General features: G+C 61.9%; 33 protein-coding genes. 10 read left to right on the top strand and 23 right to left on the bottom strand.

Features of this window, described 5'->3' with window-relative positions; all coding sequences use genetic code 11:
- Nucleotides 1-78: 78 nt before the first annotated feature.
- The 23 genes from ACHFB9_RS07715 to ACHFB9_RS07605 form a co-directional block, all read right to left on the bottom strand.
- Complete coding sequence (locus ACHFB9_RS07715) at nt 79-2,412, bottom strand: hypothetical protein (RefSeq protein WP_417070830.1); 2,334 nt, start codon at nt 2,410-2,412, stop codon at nt 79-81.
- 1 nt (nt 2,413) lies between these two features.
- Nucleotides 2,414-3,082 carry a hypothetical protein gene (locus ACHFB9_RS07710; RefSeq protein WP_417070828.1) on the bottom strand — a complete coding sequence of 223 codons (669 nt, stop codon included), beginning with the start codon at nt 3,080-3,082 and terminating at the stop codon, nt 2,414-2,416.
- Between the two features lie 62 nt (nt 3,083-3,144).
- The gene (locus tag ACHFB9_RS07705; RefSeq protein WP_417070826.1) at nt 3,145-3,321 is read right to left on the bottom strand and encodes a hypothetical protein; all 177 of its coding nucleotides are present in this window, start codon (nt 3,319-3,321) and stop codon (nt 3,145-3,147) included.
- 12 nt (nt 3,322-3,333) lie between these two features.
- Complete coding sequence (locus ACHFB9_RS07700; protein ID WP_417070824.1) at nt 3,334-3,774, bottom strand: Bbp16 family capsid cement protein; 441 nt, start codon at nt 3,772-3,774, stop codon at nt 3,334-3,336.
- Nucleotides 3,775-3,784: 10 nt separating this feature from the next.
- A complete protein-coding gene (locus ACHFB9_RS07695) occupies nt 3,785-4,849 on the bottom strand; it encodes a major capsid protein (protein ID WP_417070823.1) in 1,065 nt (354 codons plus the stop codon).
- 12 nt (nt 4,850-4,861) lie between these two features.
- Nucleotides 4,862-5,500 carry a hypothetical protein gene (locus tag ACHFB9_RS07690; protein ID WP_417070821.1) on the bottom strand — a complete coding sequence of 213 codons (639 nt, stop codon included), beginning with the start codon at nt 5,498-5,500 and terminating at the stop codon, nt 4,862-4,864.
- Complete coding sequence (locus ACHFB9_RS07685) at nt 5,460-5,840, bottom strand: hypothetical protein (protein ID WP_417070819.1); 381 nt, start codon at nt 5,838-5,840, stop codon at nt 5,460-5,462. The genes ACHFB9_RS07690 and ACHFB9_RS07685 overlap by 41 nt, the downstream gene beginning before the upstream one ends.
- Before the next feature lie 23 nt (nt 5,841-5,863).
- Nucleotides 5,864-7,552 (bottom strand): portal protein, encoded by a 1,689-nt coding sequence (locus ACHFB9_RS07680; protein ID WP_417070817.1) that lies wholly within the window; start codon nt 7,550-7,552, stop codon nt 5,864-5,866.
- A 3-nt stretch (nt 7,553-7,555) separates the two neighbouring features.
- A complete protein-coding gene (locus ACHFB9_RS07675; protein WP_417070815.1) occupies nt 7,556-7,861 on the bottom strand; it encodes a hypothetical protein in 306 nt (101 codons plus the stop codon).
- A gap of 1 nt (nt 7,862) precedes the next feature.
- The gene (locus ACHFB9_RS07670; RefSeq protein WP_417070814.1) at nt 7,863-8,306 is read right to left on the bottom strand and encodes a GNAT family N-acetyltransferase; all 444 of its coding nucleotides are present in this window, start codon (nt 8,304-8,306) and stop codon (nt 7,863-7,865) included.
- A gap of 41 nt (nt 8,307-8,347) precedes the next feature.
- A complete protein-coding gene (locus ACHFB9_RS07665) occupies nt 8,348-9,829 on the bottom strand; it encodes a hypothetical protein (protein WP_417070812.1) in 1,482 nt (493 codons plus the stop codon).
- A gap of 42 nt (nt 9,830-9,871) precedes the next feature.
- On the bottom strand, nt 9,872-10,567 hold the full coding sequence (locus ACHFB9_RS07660; RefSeq protein WP_417070810.1) for a terminase small subunit: 696 nt from the start codon (nt 10,565-10,567) through the stop codon (nt 9,872-9,874).
- Entirely contained in the window at nt 10,548-10,787 is a 240-nt protein-coding gene (locus tag ACHFB9_RS07655) for a hypothetical protein (RefSeq protein ID WP_417070809.1), read from the bottom strand. The genes ACHFB9_RS07660 and ACHFB9_RS07655 overlap by 20 nt, the downstream gene beginning before the upstream one ends.
- Nucleotides 10,784-10,972: a hypothetical protein gene (locus ACHFB9_RS07650; protein ID WP_417070807.1), complete on the bottom strand. Its 189-nt coding sequence runs from the start codon at nt 10,970-10,972 to the stop codon at nt 10,784-10,786. The genes ACHFB9_RS07655 and ACHFB9_RS07650 overlap by 4 nt, the downstream gene beginning before the upstream one ends.
- Nucleotides 10,969-11,136, bottom strand: a complete 168-nt coding sequence (locus ACHFB9_RS07645) for a hypothetical protein (protein ID WP_417070806.1) — start codon at nt 11,134-11,136, stop codon at nt 10,969-10,971. The genes ACHFB9_RS07650 and ACHFB9_RS07645 overlap by 4 nt, the downstream gene beginning before the upstream one ends.
- On the bottom strand, nt 11,133-11,435 hold the full coding sequence (locus ACHFB9_RS07640) for a Ref family recombination enhancement nuclease (RefSeq protein ID WP_417070804.1): 303 nt from the start codon (nt 11,433-11,435) through the stop codon (nt 11,133-11,135). The genes ACHFB9_RS07645 and ACHFB9_RS07640 overlap by 4 nt, the downstream gene beginning before the upstream one ends.
- On the bottom strand, nt 11,432-11,842 hold the full coding sequence (locus ACHFB9_RS07635) for a recombination protein NinB (RefSeq protein WP_417070803.1): 411 nt from the start codon (nt 11,840-11,842) through the stop codon (nt 11,432-11,434). The genes ACHFB9_RS07640 and ACHFB9_RS07635 overlap by 4 nt, the downstream gene beginning before the upstream one ends.
- Before the next feature lie 217 nt (nt 11,843-12,059).
- On the bottom strand, nt 12,060-12,665 hold the full coding sequence (locus ACHFB9_RS07630; RefSeq protein WP_417070801.1) for a hypothetical protein: 606 nt from the start codon (nt 12,663-12,665) through the stop codon (nt 12,060-12,062).
- 1 nt (nt 12,666) lies between these two features.
- Nucleotides 12,667-13,422 (bottom strand): ATP-binding protein, encoded by a 756-nt coding sequence (locus ACHFB9_RS07625; RefSeq protein WP_417070799.1) that lies wholly within the window; start codon nt 13,420-13,422, stop codon nt 12,667-12,669.
- Nucleotides 13,419-14,264 carry a hypothetical protein gene (locus ACHFB9_RS07620; RefSeq protein WP_417070797.1) on the bottom strand — a complete coding sequence of 282 codons (846 nt, stop codon included), beginning with the start codon at nt 14,262-14,264 and terminating at the stop codon, nt 13,419-13,421. The genes ACHFB9_RS07625 and ACHFB9_RS07620 overlap by 4 nt, the downstream gene beginning before the upstream one ends.
- Nucleotides 14,264-14,386: a hypothetical protein gene (locus ACHFB9_RS07615; RefSeq protein WP_417070796.1), complete on the bottom strand. Its 123-nt coding sequence runs from the start codon at nt 14,384-14,386 to the stop codon at nt 14,264-14,266. The genes ACHFB9_RS07620 and ACHFB9_RS07615 overlap by 1 nt, the downstream gene beginning before the upstream one ends.
- A gap of 106 nt (nt 14,387-14,492) precedes the next feature.
- Nucleotides 14,493-14,867 (bottom strand): hypothetical protein, encoded by a 375-nt coding sequence (locus ACHFB9_RS07610; RefSeq protein WP_417070794.1) that lies wholly within the window; start codon nt 14,865-14,867, stop codon nt 14,493-14,495.
- A gap of 138 nt (nt 14,868-15,005) precedes the next feature.
- The gene (locus ACHFB9_RS07605; protein WP_417070792.1) at nt 15,006-15,203 is read right to left on the bottom strand and encodes a hypothetical protein; all 198 of its coding nucleotides are present in this window, start codon (nt 15,201-15,203) and stop codon (nt 15,006-15,008) included.
- Nucleotides 15,204-15,518: 315 nt separating this feature from the next.
- On the opposite strand from ACHFB9_RS07605, the gene ACHFB9_RS07600 reads away from it, so the two are divergent.
- From ACHFB9_RS07600 to ACHFB9_RS07555, 10 genes are all read left to right on the top strand, one after another.
- Nucleotides 15,519-15,947, top strand: coding sequence for a LexA family protein (locus ACHFB9_RS07600; protein ID WP_417070790.1), 429 nt, complete (start codon nt 15,519-15,521; stop codon nt 15,945-15,947).
- Nucleotides 15,948-16,975: 1,028 nt separating this feature from the next.
- The gene (locus ACHFB9_RS07595; RefSeq protein WP_417070788.1) at nt 16,976-17,185 is read left to right on the top strand and encodes a hypothetical protein; all 210 of its coding nucleotides are present in this window, start codon (nt 16,976-16,978) and stop codon (nt 17,183-17,185) included.
- Between the two features lie 222 nt (nt 17,186-17,407).
- On the top strand, nt 17,408-17,680 hold the full coding sequence (locus tag ACHFB9_RS07590; RefSeq protein WP_417070786.1) for a hypothetical protein: 273 nt from the start codon (nt 17,408-17,410) through the stop codon (nt 17,678-17,680).
- Complete coding sequence (locus ACHFB9_RS07585; RefSeq protein WP_417070785.1) at nt 17,677-17,835, top strand: hypothetical protein; 159 nt, start codon at nt 17,677-17,679, stop codon at nt 17,833-17,835. The genes ACHFB9_RS07590 and ACHFB9_RS07585 overlap by 4 nt, the downstream gene beginning before the upstream one ends.
- Complete coding sequence (locus tag ACHFB9_RS07580; RefSeq protein ID WP_417070783.1) at nt 17,832-17,966, top strand: hypothetical protein; 135 nt, start codon at nt 17,832-17,834, stop codon at nt 17,964-17,966. The genes ACHFB9_RS07585 and ACHFB9_RS07580 overlap by 4 nt, the downstream gene beginning before the upstream one ends.
- Nucleotides 17,967-17,973: 7 nt before the next feature.
- On the top strand, nt 17,974-18,954 hold the full coding sequence (locus tag ACHFB9_RS07575; RefSeq protein ID WP_417070781.1) for a hypothetical protein: 981 nt from the start codon (nt 17,974-17,976) through the stop codon (nt 18,952-18,954).
- On the top strand, nt 18,941-20,689 hold the full coding sequence (locus ACHFB9_RS07570) for a YqaJ viral recombinase family protein (RefSeq protein WP_417070780.1): 1,749 nt from the start codon (nt 18,941-18,943) through the stop codon (nt 20,687-20,689). The genes ACHFB9_RS07575 and ACHFB9_RS07570 overlap by 14 nt, the downstream gene beginning before the upstream one ends.
- Entirely contained in the window at nt 20,689-21,585 is an 897-nt protein-coding gene (locus tag ACHFB9_RS07565; RefSeq protein ID WP_417070778.1) for a recombination-associated protein RdgC, read from the top strand. Before ACHFB9_RS07570 ends, ACHFB9_RS07565 begins: the two co-directional genes overlap by 1 nt.
- A complete protein-coding gene (gene ssb, locus ACHFB9_RS07560; protein ID WP_417070777.1) occupies nt 21,585-22,037 on the top strand; it encodes a single-stranded DNA-binding protein in 453 nt (150 codons plus the stop codon). Before ACHFB9_RS07565 ends, ssb begins: the two co-directional genes overlap by 1 nt.
- Before the next feature lie 14 nt (nt 22,038-22,051).
- A complete protein-coding gene (locus ACHFB9_RS07555) occupies nt 22,052-22,516 on the top strand; it encodes a hypothetical protein (RefSeq protein ID WP_417070775.1) in 465 nt (154 codons plus the stop codon).
- Nucleotides 22,517-22,558: the final 42 nt, after the last annotated feature.

The following is a 22,558-nucleotide window of genomic DNA, read 5'->3' as shown; positions in this document are numbered from 1 at the left end:
ATGAATTCAGATCGAGCATCGCACCCTCGCTGTGAATGCCTCAAGGATGCGATGCCAGCGCTCGGCCACGCGTACCGCTCAGCCTCCTCCGACGGATACCTCAAGCGTCATTCCGCAAATCGTCAGCGGAAGCGGGTCAATCTGTCGGACGATAATACTTCCCCCGTCCGACCACGATGCTGGAACCGCAAGACCAAGCTCCTCGGTGCGCAGGCCGGGCGCGGCGCCGTAGTCCTCATACCGGCGCGGCTTGACCTCGGAGAGTCTGTCCTCGGACGGCCCGGCCCATATACCTCCGGATCGGTACACGCGCAGCCACACCCGGCTGACGTTCTTTGGTCTGCCCTGGCCAAACCCTGAATCAACCTGCAGCGCCAGCGGTAGGGTCTGGATGTCGGCAGTGATAGGCAAGCCAATGTGTACGGTAGATGCTGGCTGATCCAGCGTGATCGCACCTCCTGACACGACTCGCTGCGGCATCACCGCTCCGTCAGCAAGGATAGAAACCGTCTTCCCCTCCAGCCACGTCAGGCCCGATATCGTCGTCACCGGCGCGCCACCGGCGTAGGTCGCGCCGCAATCAACGAAGAAGGCGTCTTCTGCTGCGTCGAACAGGCGCGGGGCAAAGCGCTCGATGTAGCGAACCGACGCGCCGTTGATCGTTCTGCGCACAACCACATAGACCGCATCGTAGCTGCCTTCTGCGACGACGGCGACGCTCTCAAAAACGCCGTCGGTGTCGTGCTGGTGCCAAGCTCCCACCTGCTGCTCGGGAACGTAGGTCAGCCCCAACAGCTTGCCGTTGCTCGAAACAAACCAAGCGATCGGCTGAGGGCTCTTCGCAAACGCCGCATCAACTATGTCGAGATTGTCGAAGAGGTGCGGCGCGCGCAGCGACAGATCCCCCGTCACATATCCGCTCGACTGCCAGGCATAGGCGAGCTCGCGAATGTGGCCGCCGCGCGCCGCGGCATAGATCAGGTTGTTGTTGATGATCAGTGGCGAGACATTGTTCGCGCCAATGAAGGACTGAGGCCGAACACTGACCGTGCTCGGGGTGATCGCGTCGCTGTTCAGGCTGGTCACGCGCCACTCGGCTGACCCAGTCAGCAGCACGAGGTTCGAGAGCGGAACGATGTGCCGGATCGTGTTCGCCTCGCGCGCCGCGACTCGGAACGTGATCGCGTCGTCGTCCCGTGTGGGGAGCGAGTAGGACATGTTGGATTCAGTGCCTGAGCGCGTCATCCAAAGCGTCTGAGGTTTTGATGTCGTCCCGGCAAAGCACCGGCGCTGCTCGAAGTAGCTGACCGCGCCAGGGTAGTTACCGGCTCCTGAGAATGGGGATTGCTGCTGAGGTGGCGTCTTGCTCACGTCCGCAGTGATGTCCGAATCGACGAAGCTGGTTTGCTCGGTCTGCCCAATGTATCCGTAGAGCCCATTGCTAAACTTGTAGATGTAGTAACGCTTCGCGCCAGCAACGGTAGGCCACGAAATTGCGTTGCTTGCCCCTGTCTGCAGCAGGTTGTTCTTGCATCCGTGAAGCCGATATTGTCCGGTCCCGCTGTAAGTGCCCGTGCCAACTGTGCTAAGCAAAGCACCGGATGAATTCTTCACGCTGAAGTATTTGTCGCCTGGCGCTGTGACATACCAAGTCCCGTCGACGCCCGTCAGGCCCGTGCTTGAAAGGTCTATCGCATCGCCTTCCGCAAGGTTATGCGTGACTGGAGTGTTGAGCACGGCCGGCGTCGAAATGGTAATGCCCGGCGTTGTTCCTCCTGCTGCGTTCAAAGGAAGTGACGCACCATTTAAGCTGACTGAGCTTTGCGGGGATTCGTCGAGGGCCGAATCATTCACCGCGGTGACCACATAGGAATAGGTCACAAGCCCGGACGGAGACGACGCCAGAGTTGCCGAAACAGACACTGAAGATGGGGCGGGCAGTGCCGACACAAAGCTGATCGTCGAGAGCGTCCAGTTTGTCGCGCCAAGCCGGCGCAGCTCAAGCGGCTGGTATCCAGGATGAGTCAGCGTCAGTACGTCTGCTGACTGGACGTACTTGATCTCGAAGAGGTCTTCGGCGTGGTACGGATTGCTTACCTCGTACGGCGTCGTCCCGTCTGTCGTGATCGTGGCGCCCTGGGTGTGAAACCTGAAGTAGCCTTGCCCGACTTCGATCACGATCGTCTGGGTCGAGCTGTATGTAAATGGGATCAGCCGCGTTGGGTAAACGGATGCTTTTACTTCTCGAACAAACCGAGTCCCCGGCCTGTTCTGGGCGGGCCCGTGCGGAAGGACGATGAAGTTCCGGCACTTCGCCAGACCGCTTTGGTACTTGGCGTCGTCGATGTGCGCCCAGAACTCCGGGGTGACCTCACCGCCCGCGAACGATCGTTGCTGAGTCCGTGCGCTCATCTCACCTCCCGACGATCCATGAGACGTTGTGGATGGGCTGCACGCGGCGCTGCCCGGCGTCCGACTCGCGCGCCTCCTTGAGCACCTCGCGGAACGCTTTGAGCATGGCTGCTGCCATCTGCGCGCCCTCAACTCCCTTGATGATCGGTCCAGCAAGATAGCTCGCAAGCAGGAAGCCGACGGCATCAACGAAAAGCGGCGAGAACTGCGTCGGGTCCTCGACGATGCGGGTATACCGCAGGACCGCATCCGCCTGGTCGGTCAGGATGACCTGAGCGCCGGAGCTGTTGATCTCGCACGAATAGGGCTGAGGTACATACCGGCCACCGGCCGAAGACGGAACGCCAGAGGCAGAAAACGCGGTTGAAACAGATTCGCTGTAGTCATCAAGCGCGTAGGGAGGTAGTACGGCGATGATATTCACCGCACCGGCCGGTTCCGCGTAGGCGTAGTCCCACTCCGACCATTCGTTCTGCACCTGCGCAAGAACCATCCTGGAAGTCGAGAACCCCCAGGTGTGGCGCTCGATCGTCGTGTCGCGCGCGATCGGGTAGAAGCGTGCGCAGTACTGGGCCTGAGCGGAATTCTCGGGCGGATCGATGCTCGACACCGACGCCTCATCCCCGATGTGCGAGAGCGCCAAGTTGCAGATATCGACGACAGAGGCCATCTGGATCCCCTAAAAAAGCGGGGGCGCAAGGCCCCCGGGAAGACCACCCACAGGAGAAACGGTTACACGAGCTGCTGATCGCCCTGCTGCGCATCTTCGCCTTCGCCCTGAGCGCTCTTGCCGCGCTTGCGCTTGGGCGAGAACCAGCTCGACTTCTGCTCGTTGTCCGGAACTTCGAACACCTCACCGGCTTCGCGCAGCTGTCCGTAAAACCCCGTCTTGCTCGCAATGACTTCCACAGCTATTCCTCCTTACTGAACGGTGAAGCCGGACTGGCGCGCGACGTTGCGCTGGATCGCGTTGCTGACGTAGGCGGTGAAGGCCCCGGCGGTCAGCGCCGCGGTTCCGATACGCCAGGCCACGCGCAGGTAACGGCGCGTGCCGGTCGGCGGCTGAACCTGGAGCAGCTGGGCGCCGGCGGTCAGGCTGGCCAGAGCGACGACCGGTCCGGCCAGGACGTCAGCGAAAGTCGATCCGTCCGCCGAGTCCTGAAGAACAGCCTGCAGCGTCGCCGATCCGCCCGAAGTGGCCGCCGTCGAGACGAAGGCCTGAACCCACAGGTTCTCGCCTGTCATCCCGATCTCGGACGAGTTGGCGGATCCGGTGTCGTAGATGTTGGTGCTGGAGGTGTCGCCGACCGAGGTAGCGGCCTGAGCCGTCGCGAGTTTCAGTTGAGAGTCAAGCATTCCCATTGCGTTCTCCTTAAACCACGCGGGCTTCGGTTGCGAGGATCTGATCGACGGTCAGGACCGGAACGCCCATGAACATCAGCTGTCCGCCCTGGATGCCGGTGCCCTGCCCCGCCACCGAACCGGGGGCGACGGTGCCGTACTGCTGGGCGGCGGCCGTGAAGGACAGCGCGTTCTGGCTCTTGTCCAGCGCGCCGATCGCGAGCATTTCCTTGACCGTGCGGGAAGCCAGGAAGGTGGCGGTGCCCATGCCCATCGACGGGATGCGCGCCATGGCCTTGATCATCAGCTTGTTGATCCAGGTCGCCGCGGTGATGGCCTGGGTTCCGGTCTGGCCGACGGTATCGGACACATCGACGTTCGCGATGCGCACCGCGTAGCGCCAGTCCTTCACGTGCAGGCCGAACTTCCACTTCCAGATTTCGCCGTAGGCGCGGAAGCGGTCGTTGTTGTCGTCGAAAGCATCGATCTCGCCGAGGTCCTGCTGGGTGAGACCGGCTTGCGAGCCTTTCGGGTAGATGCCGGTCACGGTGTTCTCGCCCCAGCACACCAGCCAGATCGAGGTGTTGTCGGAGCCTGTGCCGCCCGCATCGATGACGTTCGCGCCGGACTGCGCCGACAGCGAGTTGTAGCGCGGAGTCAGGCCCAGCACTCCGTCCGGGTTCACCGAGGTGTCGCCATAGATGATCTGCTGCGCGAAGGTCTGGTTCATCGCCTCGACGAAGGCCAGACTCTCGGAGAGCCGGAAGGCTTGGGCGTTGCCGTTCAGATCCGCGAGATCCTTGTCGATCTCATTGCGGCCTTCGGCCATCGCGCAGACGTCCTCGATAGTCGAGCGGCCGGACTTCGACACCTTCACGCCCTTGTAGAAGGCGCGCAGAGCCACCGTCGGCAGGCCGGTACGCACGACGCCCTTGTGCCCGGTCGGAAGGTTGCCCTCGATGAAGTTCATGTACGAGATGATCTCGTTGCTCTGGTTGAGCAGCTCGGCCACGGTGGCAACCTTGCCATCGGGGCCAAACGACTTGGCCACATCCAGAAGGGTGTTGCGGCCGGTGTTGGTGGGAAGAGTCGCCATGCGTTACCTCGTTCAGGATTGCGTGTTGTCGTACAAAACGGCCGCGGCCGAATTCCTGGTTGCCCCGCGCGTTCCACCGGAGACGAACTTGTCCTCGCTGATCCGCTGCCCAACGCGATAGAAGAGCCGCACTACCTCGGGGTGATTGCCGAAACCGGAGGATTCGAGCAGCTTGCGCAGATCGGGCGAGGCGAACTGATCGACCGCCTTCTTCGCCACGGCGAGGTTCTCGGTGAGCTTGTCGCCGCCGAATTCCTTGTCCGAGCTTGAAGCGCTCGCCCAGTCGGTTTTCGCCTGATCGAAGGCCGCCGCGTTCTGCGCCGCGATGGCGGGTGCCAGCTTGTCGATCACCTTCTGAGCCTGGTCCTGCGGAAGATCCAGCTCTCGGGCGACGTCCTCGAACGCAGTTAGCGTCTCTCCGCTCAGTGCGGCGTTGCCGTCGGGCAGCTTGAACTCGTACTTCTCGGGCGCCCTGGGCGCTGCCTGCTGGGTCTGCTCCGCCGGCGCGGCGGCTTTCGTTTCTGCGCTGGTGAGCAAGCTCTGCTCGGCCTGCTGGGCCGCCGTCTCGGGAGCCGCTGCCGCGGCTTGTGCTTCGGTTTGCGTCTGGCCTTCAGTGGTCGTTGCGGCCGTCTGCGTTTCCGGATCGCTCATTTGCTGCCTCTCTCAACATCGTCGGGTAGAGATCGGGGCAGCAGCGGTGGATCAGCGCGATCGTGCGAAGGCCCTCGTTCCGGTTCCCCTCAGCGAAGGCCATCGCCATCGCGTTGGTATTGAACGAGAGCCGGAACACGCCGGCCCGATCCAGCAAGCGCCAGACGATCCGGCGCCCTCTCTTGCTGCCCATCAGCCACCGCACATCCCCATCCTCAGACTCCTGAGCGAGGCGATCGCGCTCGGCCTGTTCGGCTTGTGCGTCGTCGAGCGCTCTGATGTTGGTCGGGTCATAGTGCTGTGCCATGGGCGAGAGGATCGCGCGGGGTTGGAGCGCCACGCGTACCCCTGCGGCGAAACCGGTCAGGCCCCGCCCTGCGGCGCCCCGTAGCCGCTGAACATGTTCATCACGTCTGCGCCGGCATTGCTCGCGCCGCCTTGGGTAGAGATCTGCCCCAGCTTCTGCATCGAATCTGCGGCCTGTGCCTGCTGCGCCTGCTGGGCCTGTTGCTGCTGGGCCTGCGCGCGCTGCTGGCGGATCAGGGCCACCTTGTCGCTTGCGACGATCAGCTCAGGGTCGATGGCCAGCATGTCGGCGTAGGCGTCCGCCCAAGCATCCGCATCGAGCTTGTCGAGCACTTCGGGCTTGATCTGGGCCACCTGGCCCAGCGTCGAGACGAAGCGATCAACGCTGTTGCTGGCGATCGCGCGTTGAGCCTGGGCCAGCATCGACGTGTATTCGACCTGCAGATCCTGGCCATGCAGCTCGGGCGGAGGGGGCGGAACGATGCCGGCCGCAAGCATCCGATCGAAGGTCGTATCGATCAGCGGGTTTAGCAGTTCGTTGTTCAGACGCTCGACGACCGGCCCCAGCATCAGCATCTTCTCTTCGTGCCGCTCGGCAACCTCGGTCGCCGTCATGCGCGGGTCGGTGCTGTTGGCCAGCATCAGGAAGAGATCGGCGTAGAAGGCGCCGTTGATGCGCTGGCGCACATCCTGGATATCCTGGAGCAGATGGGAGAGGTCGAGATTGACCTCGAACGCCGTGCGGATTCCCGCCTGCGCGGTTGTCGCGTCGACGTAGCTCACACCACCAGGCAGCCGCTCCACGTCCCGGTTCTTCATCGACGCCGGGACCTGCAGCGGCGGGTTCGTCTTGTAGTCGATGCCCTGACTCTTCCTCAGCTGCTCCTGCTGGAGCTGCTTCACGTCGCCCAGCGCTTCCATGCCCGGGCTGTTTCCGTAGATGTCGCCGCCGGCCGTGGCCCAGCGCGGAACGAGCGCCGGGAAGCGCTTGAAGCCGGACTCGCGCAACAGCTTGTCGCCGCCGGCGCCGTACTCGAAGTAGATCGATCGCCACGGCATGTTCTTCGCGTCGCGCGCTCTCGGGTCGCGATCGCGGCGCGGCTCGATCGCATGAACCACGGTGACCCATGCTTCCAGATTCCCGCGGTCGAACAAGCTCTTGACGGTCGGGCTGACCGCGTCGATCCCGAACTCATCAACCATCTGGCCAACCGTCTTCTGAAACTCGCGGTAGAGCGTATCGACGCTTCCCCGGTAGTCCTGGGCGACGCAGAACTCGCCGACAGTCACCGGATAGTGAAGCACGACGCTCTGGTAGTCCTCAAGAACGACAGTCGCCGCTGTCCCGAACACGCCCAGCTCCTCGTAGAGCTGGTGCAGAGTGCGGTAGGTGTTGGAGCGCTCGAACACGTCTTGCATCGCGCGCGTAGTTTGAAACAGCCATTGCTTGACCGGCGCATAGCTCTCAAGGCTCTTGTCGGGTGTCGCTAGCCTGAACCATGGACGGGCCGGACTCGTCATGCCAGCCATCATGCCGGCGGCCAGCGTGCGTGCCGCTCGTGTCCCAGTGCTGTCGTAGATCGCGTTGTGGCGCCGCTGGCCCTTGTCACGGTCCTGGACGAAGAAACGGCCAGAGCGCGGAAGCAGATAGTCGGACAGCTCTTTCCAGTGCGCCCACCATGATGCGCGCTCGGTCTTGAGCGTTCCAAGTCGCTTGATGAGGAGTTGCCGTGAGCTATCTGCCATCTCTCAGCCGCCCAGCAACGTGGTCTTGCCCAGTTGCAAAGACCCTGGATCAACGCCACCAGAGCCGGTAAGCATCGTCCCGCTTACGCCGCCCTTGGCCTGCTGCTCGTTCGAACTGAGCATTGCGCCGATGTCGGGGGAGTTGTTGCGCGACGCGTTCATCTGCTGGTCAGCCTGGTCGGCGGCCTGCTTGGCGTTCGCTTTTGCGATATCTCCGGCTCTGTTTTGTGCGCTACGGCTGGAGTCGGCCGCAGCCATTGACCCGGCTGCAGCAACAGCCATTGCGATGTAAGGGAGAGCGGCGGGCATGTCAAAGCTCCTTCCAGAAAACAGTCTCGATCGGGCTTGCTCCAAGACGCTCGATCAGCACCTCAAACGGCGAGCCGCGCTTCGCGTGCCAGGAGATCCCCCGCGCGCCGAGCGCCTTTGCCTCGGACTCTGTAGCGCGCACCAGGCGCACGCCGGCCATGCCGTGCCGGTGCTCGCGAGCGAGGAACAGGCCATCGTGGAATGCGCAGGGGAATCCGTAGTGCGGGTGTCGGCAGAGCGTTGCGGCCGAGTAGCCGATCAGTTCTTCGCCATCGAAAGCACCAAGCAAAAGCAGCGCTCCGGCGCGCTCAAGGGTCAGGTAGGCGGGAACATCCAACGCGGGCGGATTTCCGGAAAACGCGCTCTCGGTCTCTTGCCAGTGATCGCGGGCAAGCTCCTGGGCACGCTCGGCAAAGTCAGAGAAGCGGATCGGGCGGATTTGCATGCCGGAAATGCTGCGGCAGAGCCGCTCCGCCACGCGTACCCTCAGATAGAGGCCATCGGGTCGTAGTCGAGCACCCTGCGGCGACCGCCGTCCGATACGCCCGGAAGAACTCTCTTTCTGCTGGCTACCGGGAATGCGAAGGTCAGCGCGAGCGCGTCCGCTTTGTCAGGCGAGCGACCTATCGCAGCCTTGATGTCGTCCTTGTCGCAAAGCCGGAACTTGTCGCCCTGGAAGGTGTAGGTAATCGCGGCCAGTTCCTCGGCCAGCTCCACGTCGTCCGGAAGCTGGCCGCCCGACTCGATCCACTTCGCGAGTTCGAAGTACATCTCGCTGCGCTTGTTGAAGTAGCGCGGGTCGATCGCCTTTCCGCTGAAATAGACCTCAACGGGATCACGCCCCATCCCGCGCAGCGCGTCGATAACACCCACCCCGTAGCCACCCGTCGCATCGACGAAACAGGCGCCCATGTCGCAGGCATCCCCGGCGATCGCGACCTGACTAGCAACCCGCATCGTGTCGGGGATGCGCATCTGGCGAAGCGGGAACGCGATCTTTCCCTTTCGCCGGGCAATCACCGAGCTGTCATCGCCCTGGCGCGCCACATCGACACCGAGGATGTCGGGGGCACGCTCAAAGAGTTCGATCTTGTAGGAACGCTTCTGCGCCACCTCGATGGCATCGGAGCCGATCAGCTGGTTGCTCGAGGCACTCGGAAACACGCCGCGCACCCGCACGCGCACAAAGTCCGAGTCCTCTCCATAGTCGGCTACCCACTTCGCGAGCTGGGCCTTATTCGTCATCGCGACCGTTCGGCTGTCGATCTGGCGTGTGCTCCACCGGTGGCGAAACTTCCCGAAGCACTCTCGGAAGCGGCCGGTGTTCTTCGTCGGGTTGCCGAAACAGCACCAGACGATCTCCGTTCCCTCATCGGTCAGCGCGCCCTCTGACACCTCCCAGATCAAATCGGGGATCGAGGATGCCTCGTCGAACACCAGCAGGATGCGCTTTCCTTTGTTGTGCAGGCCGGCGAACGCTTCTGTGTTGCGCTCACTCCACGGGATCATGTCGATGCGCCAGGTCTTCTCGTGCTCGACATCGCACGAGAACAACGCTGTGGCAGTAAAGACGAACCAATCTCGGGTGATGCACAACCGGTACCACTTCGCCAGCTCTGCCCAGGTCTTGGTCTTGAGCTGGTTCTCGGTGTTGGCCGTGACGACGCCCTTGGTGTCCTCGAAGGTGCTGACGGCCCAGAGGATGAGCCAGGCCACCAGGGCTGACTTGCCAATGCCGTGCCCGGAAGCCACTGCGATCTGAACAGCTTCCATCGCGGAGATCTCGCCGGCCGAGAGCTTCTCGCCAAGCTCGGTCAGGATGCCGCGCTGCCATTCGTCCGGGCCATCGAACTTCGCAAGCTCGCCCGAACCCCACTCGAACGCGGCAAGCACGAACCCGAGCGGGTCGTGCTGGAATGATGCGATGAACTCGATCAGTTCGGCTTGAGGGTCGGGTGCGGCGGCCATGCGGCGAGGATGCCGCGGGGCCTGGGTGCCACGCGTACCTGATCAGCGCTTCACGCGCTCCCGCGCGGCCTTGAGCCGGTCAGCCAGCGCGTCGGTGACGTCGAGCTGCAGCTTGTCGTTGAACAGCCCCAGGTGACGAGCGACCTGGTTCAGGGCGGCCAGCTGATCGTGCGTCTTCACCTCGATGCCTTCCTTGGTCTGCTTGATCCCGGCGTAGAGCATCCTGGCCGGACCTTGGAGTTTGCGAGTGTCGGCCACAAAGGGCTGGCCAACACCCTCCCCGTGGCAGCGCGGACAGTCAGCAGCAGGATCTTTCGCCGAGTCGAACCCGAATCCACCAGACAGTTCGGGCGGAGGCGGCATGGCGCCGTCATCGTCTTCCTTCTGCGAGTCCAACGCCTTCTGGTATTCGGCCTCATCGACCCACTGGAACCCGTGATCGACGCCCCAGCAGTGGCGGCAGCAGGTGCGCCGGTACTGCGTCAGCTCGTTCTGGTCTGCCGTCGCGATGTCCCAGTATCGGCGCAGCACCATGTCCTGGGTGATCTCTGTGCGCTGTTCCCTGGATTCCATGCGAGCAGATATAGCCCGCTGCACCTTGGGATTCCTTAGCAGTTTCGATGCCTGAACCTCGGCCGTCCTCGCGCTGTACCCGGACCGAATCGCGGCCTGCTTCCCATTCAGATCGACCAGGTACTCATCGACGAACCGGGACTGCTTAGGCGTGAGCGACTTCATGAACTTCCTTCCAGCGTTCAACAGTCTGGGCGCGGCGCCGATAGATGCACACGCCCTGGATGCAGGTCTTCGAAACACCGAAGAGCGCGGCCAGACGGCCGTAACCAAACCCTTCGTCTTCGTGCATCGACCTGATCAGCTCCACCTCGTGATCGGTGAGCACTGCACGGGGGTGATCTTCGCCGATGCATTTTCCTTGTGCGTTGAGCTGTCGGATCACGATCCGCCCTCCGCGGCGATCAGCGCATCGGCATGCGCAAGGGCTGTGGTTGCCGCATCGGTCGGCTTTGCTGTGCCCAGCTGCGCCACGACCTGAGGGAGCACCAGAGAGGCAATGAGCAGCCGGGCAGACATTCCACCCCGGCCATTGAGCTGGTCGATTTCGGATGTCGGGAAAGCGTTCATCGCGTCCTCCTGAAGTGCTCGGGAAACTTGCGCTTTACCTCATCGATGGCGCGATCAATGGCCTTTGCTCGGCGGCCGCTGGGGCTGTCTTTAATGGACGCAGCGCGGATCAAAACCTGGCGTGCATCTGCGGGCAGCAAGGTGCAAACTGTTTTCATCGTCATTTTCTGTCTCCGTAGAGCTCTTCGAGGGTCTGGCTGAGCAGATCGAGCTCGGTCGCCCCGTACATCCGCTCAAACGCCGCGGCGCGTAGCGCGTGGTAACCGAGGGGTCCCGTGTGGTGCATCGGGCAGAGCGGGATCGTCAGCCAGTTCGGCGCGCGCTGGGCGGCGCCCACGCCTTCGCGGATGTGATGGACCTGGGCGGGCGTCTCGCCGAACCCGAGATTCCGACAGACGACGCAGCCGAGCGCGGCGACACGGCCCATGTGGCGGGACTCTGATGCGGTGGGCGCGCGCTTCATGCCGCCCTCTCGATCTGGTCGCGCTCCCACTCTGGCGCCGAGAGCTTCACGCCACGCTCAGCGCAGAAGGCATTCATCAACTCCAACAGGTCGGACATCTCGCGCTTTCCCATCTTGCTCGTGCGCTGACCGCAAACCACGAAGCCGCCATCAAGGCCGGGAACAACCTTCTGGCGCTTGAGCGCAGCGGAGAACACGTCCTTCCACTCCTCTTTCGTGAGCCGCTGCCCGTACCAATCGACCTGACGGCTGATGTCTTCGAGCTGGGCCCACATGCGGGCGTTTTGCTCAAGCGACCGGGTTCGCTCGCGGATGATCGCGACGTAGCCTTCGGGCGCGGTCTGGATCACCCGACAGGCGAAGCCCCGGGCGCTCGGGTTGTTGAGCGGGATCGTCTGCACGGTCATTGCTCGATCGCCTCGAAAAGATCGCCCGTCCTTGTGTCGCTGCGTTGCGCGCTTGATCTGGGAAACAGCTGAACGCGCGACAGCTTTCCGCTCTTCTTTGCAGCCTGGATGAGACCCGCCCTCCGAGCGCATACGGGGCCGATGGCCTCGCTTCCGATCAAGACGGCGGGCTTTCTCGTAGCTCTTCCGCACAGAGCGCACGCCCACGCGGTCGTCATCATTGATCGCCTCCGAAACGAGCGATCAGCGCCGCATCGGCGAGCGCCTGGCCTTTGCCTTTGAGGTCGAGATCACGCCACGCCGGCCAGAGCTGAATCGCCCGGGTGCGCGCAGCGTCCTTGTCCTTGCCGATCAGCGCGGCGCGCTTCTTCCAGCTCTGCGGCGTCACGAGTGTGACCGGAATCAGAAGCGCGCCGAGTACGCCTGCCACCACCCCGGCCGCGTGACCGAAGCTGAACATCGACGACACGCCCTGCCCCGGCATTGCCCCGACCTGCTCGACGTAGGCCTCTCCAGCATCGAAGTCGCGCAGCATCTCAGCGAGGGCTGCGGCATTGACGCGTGAAGCCTTCCCGACCTTGATCACCGGCATCTGATCCCACTCGATCAGATTCCAGCGCCGATCCATCACGACGATGGCGCCGGAGCACCCGGGGTCGATTCCAATGCGGTAGCCAAATCCATCGCTGCTTGAGCGCTTTCCGCCCAGCACAGCATCCCCGGCTTCGCGTCGTGCGTCAGCAGATACACCGGCTTCGGGCCGCCGTGCTTCGCGATCCGCCAAGGCCCACTCTTCAGACAGTACGGACTGATTTTCTGCCATTTCATGCCGCCCTTTCGCTGCGGGCTGAAGCCCAATCACAAACCAAAACAACCGAGTTCTCGCGCAGCCGATCAACGACACGATCGGTAACGAAGTCGCCCAGCGAGTCGGGCGATTGATTGCTCGCAATCGCTACCGCCCGCAGGTCGTTGTAACGACCGTTGATGACCGCGAAAAGCAACGCCTTGTCGTTGTCGGTCGCCCGCATCACGTCGATTTCGTCGATCACGAGCAGGTCAAACGAGTTCGCAAATTTGGCGATCTGGCCGGCCTCGGTCTTGTCCGCAGCGGAGTACGCGTCCTTGATCTCGGAGAGCATCGAAGCCAGGGTCGTGTAGCGCGCGGAGATACCGACCGCGCAGAGGTTGTTCGCCAGCGCGCAAAGCAGGTGCGTCTTGCCGGTGCCAAGAAGCCCAGTCAGCCACAGCGGGTGCCACTGGCGCGGCGTGTCGCGAATGTCGCGGTAGTAGCTCATGACGCAGAGCTTGACTTGCGCGGCACGCTCAGACGCCGGAGCCCACTCGCCGAACGATGCATTCGCAAAGCGATTCGGGAGAGCGGCGAGGTTGCGCAGATGCGCCCGGCGCTCCTCAAAAAAGCGCCTTTTCGCCTCTTCGTCTCGCTTCGCGTCGTGGCACTTCGGGCAGATGATTGATCCGTCGGGAAGGCTGAAAGCAGTGAATCGCCCATGCTCGGAACACTCGGATTCAACAGGCTTCCATGACCCGACGGCCTTGGAAAAGTCAAAGGCGCTCATAGCGGGATGTCCTCGAATTTGTCGTTCGGGTCAATCGTGATCCCGGTCGACGTGGGGTATCTGGAGAAGTCCTTTGGGATGTCGTGCATCGATCTTGGCGCCGACCTGGAAGGCTGGGCGGCCGAATGGGCCGAGTTGCGCAGCCAGTCGGCACGGAAGCCGACCCAAACCCGCTCCGCGCAGATCCGCACACCCTCTCCGACCGACAAGCCGGCTTTCGCGATCTCGGACTTCGTCGCCGCCCAGGCCGTCTCGGTCAGCGGAGAGCGCTTCTGCTTTCGGACCAGGATCCAATCCTCGGCGACCTTGCGATCGACCCCCTCGGCGACAAGCGCCTTGACGCCGACCGTCTTCGCTTTCGGTTCTGCAGGAGAGACCGTCTCTGCCCCGGTCTGCTGTTCGGGCTCACCGTCGGAATGCTCGGGAGCGGCAGCGACCTGAGCGCCGTCCGGCGCGACGGTTTGTTTTTGGTTTACCTCTGTATCTGTATCTGTATCTGGTGCAGTTACCGTAACGTTACATGCCCGTTTCTTGTTTTCGCGATGCTTGCGGACCCGCTCTGCGCTTGAGTCTGACCGGTATTGGCGCCTATCCCAGGCAGACGGCAAGCCATCCTCTCCGATGAGCCCTTTTGCGACAAGAACGGCCTTTGTTGCTGCCCATTCCTCGTTACTGATTCGGAGCTGAAACGCTACTTCTTCGTCGTGTAACGTTACGTCGCCGTTACTGCAACGCAGGCATAACAGCATGATGTAACGGCGCTGATTCACCTCGGAGAGCATCTGCACCTTCGGGTCTGTCGCGAACTCGGCGTACAGGCGGAACCAGGGGTTCTCAGCCATCACTCACCCCATCCGCGACGAAGCATGAAATCGAGATCACGAAGAGCCTGCGTAAATCGCGCCGCCCCGATCAGCACGCCCAATGCGAAGACGAGACCAGCAATGAGGATTCCCAAGGCCATCACGCAGCCTCCGGGAAAGACTCATTCGCCGGGTGAGGCGAGACGAGGACGACGATCAGCACGAAAAGGTGCGGCTCCAGGTCGGGCCGCGTCAGAGCACAGGGAGTCATGCTGCCCTCCGCTTCTTCTGGGTCGTAGCCAATCCTGCAGACGCAAGGAGCTGGGGAAGGCCTTCGAGGAGGTTGGCGACCTTGTCCATCGCCATCTCGCGGTCCGCGTCCTGGTTGGGGATGAAGCGCGCGATCAGGTAGTAGATCGGTGTCCTGTCTCCCGTGATGCGCATGTACGTCTCAAGCTGATCGAGATCGAACTTCCTCTGCCCGTCGCCGGAAAGCTGCACGGACAGGTTGCCCGGCGCTTCGTCGAGGTCGGCCGCCATGCGCTTGAGCCCGCGCTGATAGACGCCGGCCGCCACGGACTCTTTCAGGCTACCGAATCGCTCGGTCAGGCCTGCATCAAACGCCAGGGTCAGCTGCTGCATCCCCTTCCGGGCGTGAGAATCACTGATAACCATTGATCCAATCTCCTATCAGTGCGTATCTGCGGTTATCAGTGCCGTGGTGTGATGATGGCTCCACGGCAACCGAATGAGCAGGAGCAGCAAGGAAACGCGAGGGCATCACGCCGCCCTCTCTTGCTTCTGTGTGTCGTAGATCGATTCCAGGCTCAACCGTCCATCCGCATCGATCAGCTTCTTGGCAAGGCGAGGCGAAGGAGTGCGCCGACCCGTGGCGCACTGCCACAGGTAGACGGGGTTCGTGCCGGCCTTGGTCGCAAGCTCCCGGCGCTCGGTCGGGGTCAGGTCGGAGAGTTTCATGGGATGCCTCTGGAGGATGACACCACAATGTTAGCAACGTGCATAGCAATAAACAATAGCAAACTGCCTATCGCCGGAGGATTAGCACGGCGCTACATTCTTGGGATGACAGTAGAAGACACCCGACTGAAGAACTTGAAGGCCCTGATCCGGGGGGCTGGAAGCGTCTCGTCTCTGGCGCAAGCTGCAGGGACAAGCCCTTCCTACATAAGCCAGATCACAACAGGAACGACATCTCGGACCGGTAAGGTCAGAAGCGTCGGCGCCGATCTCGCGCGAAAGCTCGAGTCAGCCTGCGACAAGCCGGTGGGGTGGATGGATCGCGATCACGACGAAAACGTCACGGCCGGGCCAGAGCTACGCGGAAAGATTCCTTTGATCTCTTGGGTCCAGGCGGGGAACTTCGCAGAGGCGACCGATCTGCTTAACATCGGCGATGCGATAGAGTGGGTGGAAAGCTCGGTCCAGCCGCACGAGAACACGTTCGCGCTGCGCGTGGCGGGAGACTCAATGGAACCGGACTTCCCGGCGGGGACAGTGCTGATCGTCGAACCCGATCTCGAAGCGCATCCGGGTGACTACGTCATCGCCAAGAACGGGGACCAGGAAGCCACTTTCAAGCAGCTGGTGAAGGACGGCGCGGACTGGTACCTGAAGCCCTTGAATCCGCGATACCCGATCAAGGCGCTGACGGGATGCCGGATCGTGGGGGTTGTGCGCGCCGCCGAGCGGCGGTTCAGGTAGGTAGAAAAAATGACGAAACCATATAAACCGTACCTCGTCGCCGCTTTACTGGTGTCGAATGTCTGCGCGGGAAGTTCCTTAGAAGACGCGCAGGATCGTGCTTATGTTCAATGCTTGATTCGGAGAGGGGTTAATCCGCCAGAAATACCGAAGGAGGACCTGAGCTTTTGTTTAGGCGAAGCGGGGGTTCCCGACCCAGGTGAAGAGCTCCGTGCGGAAAAGGGAGACTCTTGGAGGGGGTGCCTTACAAAGAATGCTGTTCAGTTTGACGATGGGACTTCCCCTCCGACTGATGTCGCGCGAGCGATTATTGGGCTCTGTTCTTCGGAGTGGAGAAGCTATGTTGGCGCCATGTGGATGAACCCCTCGGCCAAAAGAATGATGGCAACCGGTATTGATCGCTACGCGGTAGATGAGGGGGCTAGAGCCGTGTTGCTTACCCGGAAAACCATACGCGAAATGAAAGATGAAAAATCGCGCACTCCGCCGGTGAAGGGTTCATCAAGTAAGAAGCCCTCTGCCAAAGCATCGGCACCCAGCAGGGATGGATCAAGAGTGCAGTAGACCCGCCTCCTTCCGCAACCCACCCAAGCCCGCCCCGTGCGGGCTTTTTTGTGTCTACGACGAAAACTTAGCAACTTGCTATTGACTTAATGCTTAGCACCGGGCTAACCTTCACTTCAACGCAGCACCACGCGCCGCAAGCAACACCAACGGCAGGTCTGCAGCTCTTTCACAACCTATTGGATACGCAGCGCATCCCGGTTTACCGGGTAAGACACGAACGCGCTGGGAGTCCTTGCCGGGGCTCCGATGACAACGCCGGCAGCAACCAATCGACCCGGACTGATCGGAATGCGGGGGCGGAACATGGCCGCGAGCTGGACCCCACCCTACTGCACCAGGCAGCAAGCGCAGAAGACCGACACAAGGATCGATGCAGAAGAACTCCGAACGGGCTCAGAGGGAATAGAGCCCCGAAGAGCCTGCGCATTTAACGAGTGCGCAGACCATTCGAAAGGAACGAAATGAGCAACCTTTCCGAAATCAAGAGCCTCGCGCGGCCGGTCATCAAGATCGCTTGCGCTGGCGAAACGCTCGCCGGCTACAAGTGCGAGCAGCGCGGAGAGTGCGCGACGCATGGCGCGCTCAAGAACAACACTGAAACGATCGACTTCCGCCCGATTTTCCGGGACGAGGTCACCGGCTACTGCGCGCGCTTCTGCGCTGCCGCCTGAATAGATAGGCGGGGGCTCCGAGCCTCTAGAAGCGCAGAGGCATGGTCCGGACGAATGCGCTCGCAATGAGCGTCAAGCCTTGCCCCGCCCGCTCAGGGGCCGCGAACCCTGAACGACATTTCCGGGCAATTCGTCCAGCGTGAAAAACCCGATGCGGCGGGAATCTCCGCGATCGCGCCCCGCATAGAGCGCGACTCGCACCCAACAAAACTGGAGGCTCACATGCGGGTAACCGTCTGTGTGGACTGGAATGGCCGCGCGCTGGAGGTGACTGGCTTCGCGACTTCCGGGTATCGCGGCAGCTTCTTCGAGCCGCCCTGCCCGCCCGAGTTCGAGATCATTCGCGCCGAGGACGAAGACGGCGACGACGTGAAGCTCTCCCGCGAAGAACGAGACGAGCTCGAATCGCTTTGCTTGCGGACGCTGGACCAGCAGGCAGAAGACGACCGCGCCGAAGCGCTGATCGAGCGCGAGATCTACAGGAGGGCAGCGTGAAAAAGTACCGCGTGACCTTCATGGCAAAAGACAAGACGCTCTACATCGCGCTTGTCGAAGCGAATTCGACGCGCGAAGCGATCAAAAACGCCGAGTCCTGGCAACGCATCGAGTCGCCCGGCGCGACCTTCTCGAAAGTCGAGGAAGAGAAATGAAGCACGCAAAGACCGCCCTGATCTGGGCTGGGTGCGTGGCATTCACGCTCGCCTACGGCGCCTTCGTCGGCTACTCGCTGGACGAGCAAATTCAAACCGAAAACGCCGTCTATCTGACGGCGAACAAATGAGGGAATCATGAACGAGATCACAACGAGCGCGCTGGGGGCTGTCACGAGCCGCGCACAAACGGTTTCCGGCTCTCAGTCGGAGCAACGCGCGATCGCCGAGGTTCAAGCAGCCGTCGTGATGGCGAAGCGCTTCCCGCGCGACCAGATTGCGGCGGTCGATCGCATCAAAAACGCGTTCAGCCGCCCTCGCCTCGCCGAGGTTTCGCAGTACCAGTACAGCAAGGGCGGAACGGACGTTTCCGGACCGTCGATCAGGGCCGCTGAGGCGATCGCTCAGCAGTGGGGAAATATCGAGTTCGGCTTCACAGAAAACTCGCGCGGCCTCGGGTTTGACGGCGTCCCGTACTCGGAAGTCGAAGCCTACGCCTGGGATGTCGAGACGCTCGCCAGAAAGCCGCTGAAGTTCATTGTTCGGCACTGGCGTGACACAAAAAAGGGCGGATATCAGCTCACCGACGAGCGGGAAATCTACGAGCTTGTCGCGAACATGGCGCAGCGCCGCGTCCGCGCCTGCCTGCTGTCGATTCTTCCAGGAGACGTCGTCGAAGAAGCCATGACCCAGGCGGATTTGACGATGAAATCGAAGGCCGATACGAGCCCTGAGGCAATGCAGAAGATGGTTGCCGCGTTTGCCGAGTTCGATGTGACAAAGCAGCAGCTCGAAACGCGCATTCAACGCCGGATCGAATCGATAACTCCGGCTCAGGTCGTCGGGCTCAAAAAGATCTACGCGAGCCTGCGCGACGGAATGAGTGCCCCCGGGGACTGGTTCGATGCTGACGATTCGCCGAAAGCAACAGAAAAACCGAGTTACCCGAGCAGCGACTTCGACTCGTCATTCCCGAAATGGGCGGCCGCTGTGTCGGCGGGGAAAAAGTCGGCCGATCAGATCATCGCCACCGTGTCGAGCAAATACACGCTGAGCGCAGACCAGCTTGAACAGATCCGCTCTATCGAAATCACCGGGGAAGAAAATGCTGACGCTTAACCTCGTGCAGGGCTCGACCGAATGGCTGGCGGCCCGCTCTCAATACTTCACGGCGTCCGAAGCGCCGGCCATGCTGGGCTTCTCGAAGCACACGAGCCGCTCCGACCTGCTCGCGCAGAAGAAAACCGGCATCGTTCCGGAAGTCGATGCCGGGACTCAAATGCTTTTCGGCCGGGGCCACGAGACGGAAGCACGGGCCAGGCCGATCGCCGAGAGGATCATCGGCGAAGAGCTGTTCCCTGCGACAGGGGTTCTCGAAGTTGAAGGACTGCAGCTGCTGGCCAGCTTCGACGGCATCACGATGCTCGAAGATGCAATTTGGGAGCACAAGCTCCTGAACAAGGGCCTCGCCGAGTGCGTGATGAACGGCGACTTGCCCGACACACACTGGCCGCAGTGCGAGCACCAGATGATCGTCGCTGGGCTGGACCGTGTGCTGTTCATGACGAGCGACGGAACGAGCGCGAACAGCTTCCATTTCTGGTATGTCTCGCGCCCCGAGCGCCGCGCCCAAGTTCTTGCCGGCTGGAAGCAGTTCGCCGAAGACCTCAAGACCTTCGAGCCGGAAGCCAGGACCGTCAAAGCCGAGGCCGCGCCGATCGAGGCGCTGCCGGCAGTCGTCGTCCAGGTTCAAGGCTCGCTGGCCGTCCAGGACAACCTCAAGACCTTCGGTGAGCGGCTGAAATCATTCATCGGCGGGATCAAGCAGAAGCCCGAGACGGATCAGGACTTTGCCGATGCAGAAGCCGCGATCAAGGCTCTATCAAAAGCAGAGGACGCGCTCAAGAACGCCAAATCCGGCGCGCTGGAGCAGATCTCCGCCGTCGCCGAAATGCAGCGGCAGGCCGATCTCTATCACGACCTGGCGCGCACGACTCGGCTCTCGCTCGAAAAGCTGGTAAAGGCCGAGAAGGAAAACCGCAAGACCGAGATCGTGACGGCGGCGCGAGGAAAGCTCACCGATCACGTCCGGGCGCTGGCCGAGTCTGTCGGATTCGCGATCGAGATCCCGGCCGATTTCGCCGGGGCCATCAAAGGACTGAAGTCGATCGACAGCATCAAAAACGCAGCCGATACAGAGCTCGCAAGCGCGAAGATCCGCGCGAATGAACTGGCCGAAAAGGTGCGCGCGAACGCAAAGACAATCGAGGCGGCCGGCAACCGGCACCTGTTTGCAGACATGGCGCAGCTCGTCATGAAAGCGCCCGACGACCTCGCCGCGGTGATCAGCACTCGCGTTGCCGAGTTCGAGCGTCAAGAAGCTGCGCGACTCGAAGCGGAGCGCGCGCGCATCCAAGTCGAAGAACGCGTCAAGGCTGAACGCGAGGCGGCCGCGAAAGCCGAGGAAGAAGCGAAAAGGATCCGCGCAGAAGAGCGGGCCCGGGCTGAGGCTGAGGCAAAGCAGATAGCTCGAGCAGAACCAGAAAAAAATCTGCTCGCAGAAGCACGCCCGGAGCGGGCCGAGCGACCCGCAGCCGCTCCGGACGCCCGGGTCGAACCGATCTCCGCGCCGATCTCCGCGCCGACCGATACCGGAGCGACTGTCACGCTCGGCCAGATCAATGCCCGGCTCGCGCCGATCTCGCTCTCAAAAGACGGCATCGCATCGCTCGGGGTAGAGCCCTGTGGCAGGAAGCGCGCCGCGGTGCTCTACCGAAAGTCCGATTTCGCGCGCATCTGCTCCGCGCTGATCAAAACCATCGAATCCGCCCAGCAATTCAAGGAGGCCGCGTGATGTGGTTCAAAAACCTGCAGCTCTACCGGCTCGGAGACTTGAAGCTCTCCGCCGACGAACTTGCAGGGCGCCTTTCGCGGCGCCCTTTTCAGTCCTGCGGGTCGCAGGACATTGCGTCTCGCGGCTTCGTCCCGCCGATGCGCGGCGGAGCAACCGTGCTCGCATCGAACCAGCAATGGCTGATCGCGCTGCGCTCTGAGCAAAAGATCATCCCCGCCTCTGTCGTCAATCAGATCGCCGCCGACCGGGCCGAGGATATCGAGGCTCAGCAGGGCTTCAAGCCAAACCGCAAGCAGGTCAAGGAGATCAAAGAGGCGGTCATGCAGGAGCTGCTGCCGCGCGCCTTTCCGCGCCGGCGCAAGACTTTTGCGTGGATCGATCCGGTGGCGGGCTGGCTCGTCGTCGACGCGGCCAGCGCCGCGAAGGCCGATGAAGTGATCGAGACGCTGCGCGAAGTGCTCGACGAGCTGCCGCTGCGCCTGCTCGACACCGAGATCTCGCCGTCGTCGGCGATGGCTGACTGGCTCGCGGGCGACTACGCGCCGGACGGTTTCTCGATCGACCGCGACTGCGAGCTGCACTCGTGCGAGGACAGCAGCACGTCCGTGCGCTACGCCCACCACACCCTGGACGGCGACGAGATCCCGAACCACCTCGCGGCCGGGAAGGTCCCGACCAGGCTGGGCATGACATTCAACGATCGGATCAGCTTCGTCCTGACTGATCGGCTGGAGGTCAAGCGCCTCGCCTTCCTCGACGTGATCCAGGAAGAGGCCGAGAAGAGCGGGCCTGAAGGAGAAGAACATTTCGAAGTCGACTTCGTGCTGATGACGGCAGAGCTCGCCCGTTTCCTGCCCCGCCTTGTCGCGGCGCTCGGCGGCGAAAGGAGCGAATGATGGCATCGGTGAACAAGGTCATTCTCGTCGGAAACCTCGGAGCCGATCCCGAAACCCGCTATGCGCCCAGCGGTGACGCGATCTGCAACATCCGGATCGCGACGACCGACTCTTGGCGTGACAAGACCTCGGGCGAGAAGCGTGAAGCGACCGAATGGCACCGCGTCGTGTTCTTTGGAAAGCTCGCCGAGATCGCTGGCCAGTACCTGAAGAAGGGGCGCCCCGTCTATATCGAGGGGCGCCTGCAAACCCGCAAGTGGCAGGACAAGCAAGGGCACGACCAATACACGACCGAGATCCGCGCCGATCAGATGCAGATGCTTGGCGGCCAGAGTGACGGCACCCAGCAAGCGCCCAGGCAGTCTGCGCCGCGTCAGCAGCAAAGCGCGCCGTCTGGCGGCGGGCAGTCTGGCGGAATGCAGGACTTCGACGACGACGGAATTCCGTTCTAATCGGGAGACGTTTTATGCGCAACTACAAATGCAAGACATGCGGCGCAACGAAAGAGTCTGCCGAATTTTACGAAAGCATATCCGCATTTTGTAAAGAACACTGGAAGCTGCACGTAAAAGAACATAGGGCGGCAAACTCTGACTATTACAAAGAGTTTGACAGAAACAGGGCCAACAATCCGGACAGGGTTGAAGCTAGAAAAAAATACAGGAGGACTGACGCGTTTTCTGTGTCGCACAACAAAGCAGTTAAAAAGTACACGGAAAAACATGCACAAAGACGATCTGCGCATTATGCAGTTTCAAACGCTATCCGATCCGGAAAAATGATTAAGCAGCCATGCTGTATTTGTGGCGACAAAAAAAGCGAGGCCCATCATCATGATTACTCAAGGCCTCTTGATGTTTTGTGGCTTTGCGACAAGCACCACAAAGAAGAGCACGTCAGGCTAAGAGCGAAAGAAAGGAAAGCGGCATGATCGCCTTCAACACACCGGCCGCAGAGGCCGGTTTTCGTTTCC

It is taken from the genome of Niveibacterium terrae (assembly GCF_048213115.1).
Lineage (GTDB): Bacteria > Pseudomonadota > Gammaproteobacteria > Burkholderiales > Rhodocyclaceae > Niveibacterium > Niveibacterium terrae.
This window is presented reverse-complemented; position numbering and strand designations above follow the sequence as displayed.

Bases quoted from the DNA above. Each gene is read 5' to 3' on its own strand.
- ACHFB9_RS07715 (WP_417070830.1), bottom strand. From the start codon at position 2,412: ATGAGCGCACGGACTCAGCAACGATCGTTCGCGGGCGGTGAGGTCACC.
- ACHFB9_RS07710 (WP_417070828.1), bottom strand. From the start codon at position 3,082: ATGGCCTCTGTCGTCGATATCTGCAACTTGGCGCTCTCGCACATCGGG.
- ACHFB9_RS07700 (WP_417070824.1), bottom strand. From the start codon at position 3,774: ATGGGAATGCTTGACTCTCAACTGAAACTCGCGACGGCTCAGGCCGCT.
- ACHFB9_RS07695 (WP_417070823.1), bottom strand. From the start codon at position 4,849: ATGGCGACTCTTCCCACCAACACCGGCCGCAACACCCTTCTGGATGTG.
- ACHFB9_RS07690 (WP_417070821.1), bottom strand. From the start codon at position 5,500: ATGAGCGATCCGGAAACGCAGACGGCCGCAACGACCACTGAAGGCCAG.
- ACHFB9_RS07680 (WP_417070817.1), bottom strand. From the start codon at position 7,552: ATGGCAGATAGCTCACGGCAACTCCTCATCAAGCGACTTGGAACGCTC.
- ACHFB9_RS07675 (WP_417070815.1), bottom strand. From the start codon at position 7,861: ATGCCCGCCGCTCTCCCTTACATCGCAATGGCTGTTGCTGCAGCCGGG.
- ACHFB9_RS07670 (WP_417070814.1), bottom strand. From the start codon at position 8,306: ATGCAAATCCGCCCGATCCGCTTCTCTGACTTTGCCGAGCGTGCCCAG.
- ACHFB9_RS07665 (WP_417070812.1), bottom strand. From the start codon at position 9,829: ATGGCCGCCGCACCCGACCCTCAAGCCGAACTGATCGAGTTCATCGCA.
- ACHFB9_RS07660 (WP_417070810.1), bottom strand. From the start codon at position 10,567: ATGAAGTCGCTCACGCCTAAGCAGTCCCGGTTCGTCGATGAGTACCTG.
- ACHFB9_RS07650 (WP_417070807.1), bottom strand. From the start codon at position 10,972: ATGAACGCTTTCCCGACATCCGAAATCGACCAGCTCAATGGCCGGGGT.
- ACHFB9_RS07645 (WP_417070806.1), bottom strand. From the start codon at position 11,136: ATGACGATGAAAACAGTTTGCACCTTGCTGCCCGCAGATGCACGCCAG.
- ACHFB9_RS07640 (WP_417070804.1), bottom strand. From the start codon at position 11,435: ATGAAGCGCGCGCCCACCGCATCAGAGTCCCGCCACATGGGCCGTGTC.
- ACHFB9_RS07635 (WP_417070803.1), bottom strand. From the start codon at position 11,842: ATGACCGTGCAGACGATCCCGCTCAACAACCCGAGCGCCCGGGGCTTC.
- ACHFB9_RS07630 (WP_417070801.1), bottom strand. From the start codon at position 12,665: ATGGCAGAAAATCAGTCCGTACTGTCTGAAGAGTGGGCCTTGGCGGAT.
- ACHFB9_RS07625 (WP_417070799.1), bottom strand. From the start codon at position 13,422: ATGAGCGCCTTTGACTTTTCCAAGGCCGTCGGGTCATGGAAGCCTGTT.
- ACHFB9_RS07620 (WP_417070797.1), bottom strand. From the start codon at position 14,264: ATGGCTGAGAACCCCTGGTTCCGCCTGTACGCCGAGTTCGCGACAGAC.
- ACHFB9_RS07615 (WP_417070796.1), bottom strand. From the start codon at position 14,386: ATGGCCTTGGGAATCCTCATTGCTGGTCTCGTCTTCGCATTGGGCGTG.
- ACHFB9_RS07610 (WP_417070794.1), bottom strand. From the start codon at position 14,867: ATGCAGCAGCTGACCCTGGCGTTTGATGCAGGCCTGACCGAGCGATTC.
- ACHFB9_RS07605 (WP_417070792.1), bottom strand. From the start codon at position 15,203: ATGAAACTCTCCGACCTGACCCCGACCGAGCGCCGGGAGCTTGCGACC.
- ACHFB9_RS07600 (WP_417070790.1), top strand. From the start codon at position 15,519: ATGGATCGCGATCACGACGAAAACGTCACGGCCGGGCCAGAGCTACGC.
- ACHFB9_RS07595 (WP_417070788.1), top strand. From the start codon at position 16,976: ATGAGCAACCTTTCCGAAATCAAGAGCCTCGCGCGGCCGGTCATCAAG.
- ACHFB9_RS07590 (WP_417070786.1), top strand. From the start codon at position 17,408: ATGCGGGTAACCGTCTGTGTGGACTGGAATGGCCGCGCGCTGGAGGTG.
- ACHFB9_RS07580 (WP_417070783.1), top strand. From the start codon at position 17,832: ATGAAGCACGCAAAGACCGCCCTGATCTGGGCTGGGTGCGTGGCATTC.
- ACHFB9_RS07575 (WP_417070781.1), top strand. From the start codon at position 17,974: ATGAACGAGATCACAACGAGCGCGCTGGGGGCTGTCACGAGCCGCGCA.
- ACHFB9_RS07570 (WP_417070780.1), top strand. From the start codon at position 18,941: ATGCTGACGCTTAACCTCGTGCAGGGCTCGACCGAATGGCTGGCGGCC.
- ACHFB9_RS07565 (WP_417070778.1), top strand. From the start codon at position 20,689: ATGTGGTTCAAAAACCTGCAGCTCTACCGGCTCGGAGACTTGAAGCTC.
- ssb (WP_417070777.1), top strand. From the start codon at position 21,585: ATGGCATCGGTGAACAAGGTCATTCTCGTCGGAAACCTCGGAGCCGAT.
- ACHFB9_RS07555 (WP_417070775.1), top strand. From the start codon at position 22,052: ATGCGCAACTACAAATGCAAGACATGCGGCGCAACGAAAGAGTCTGCC.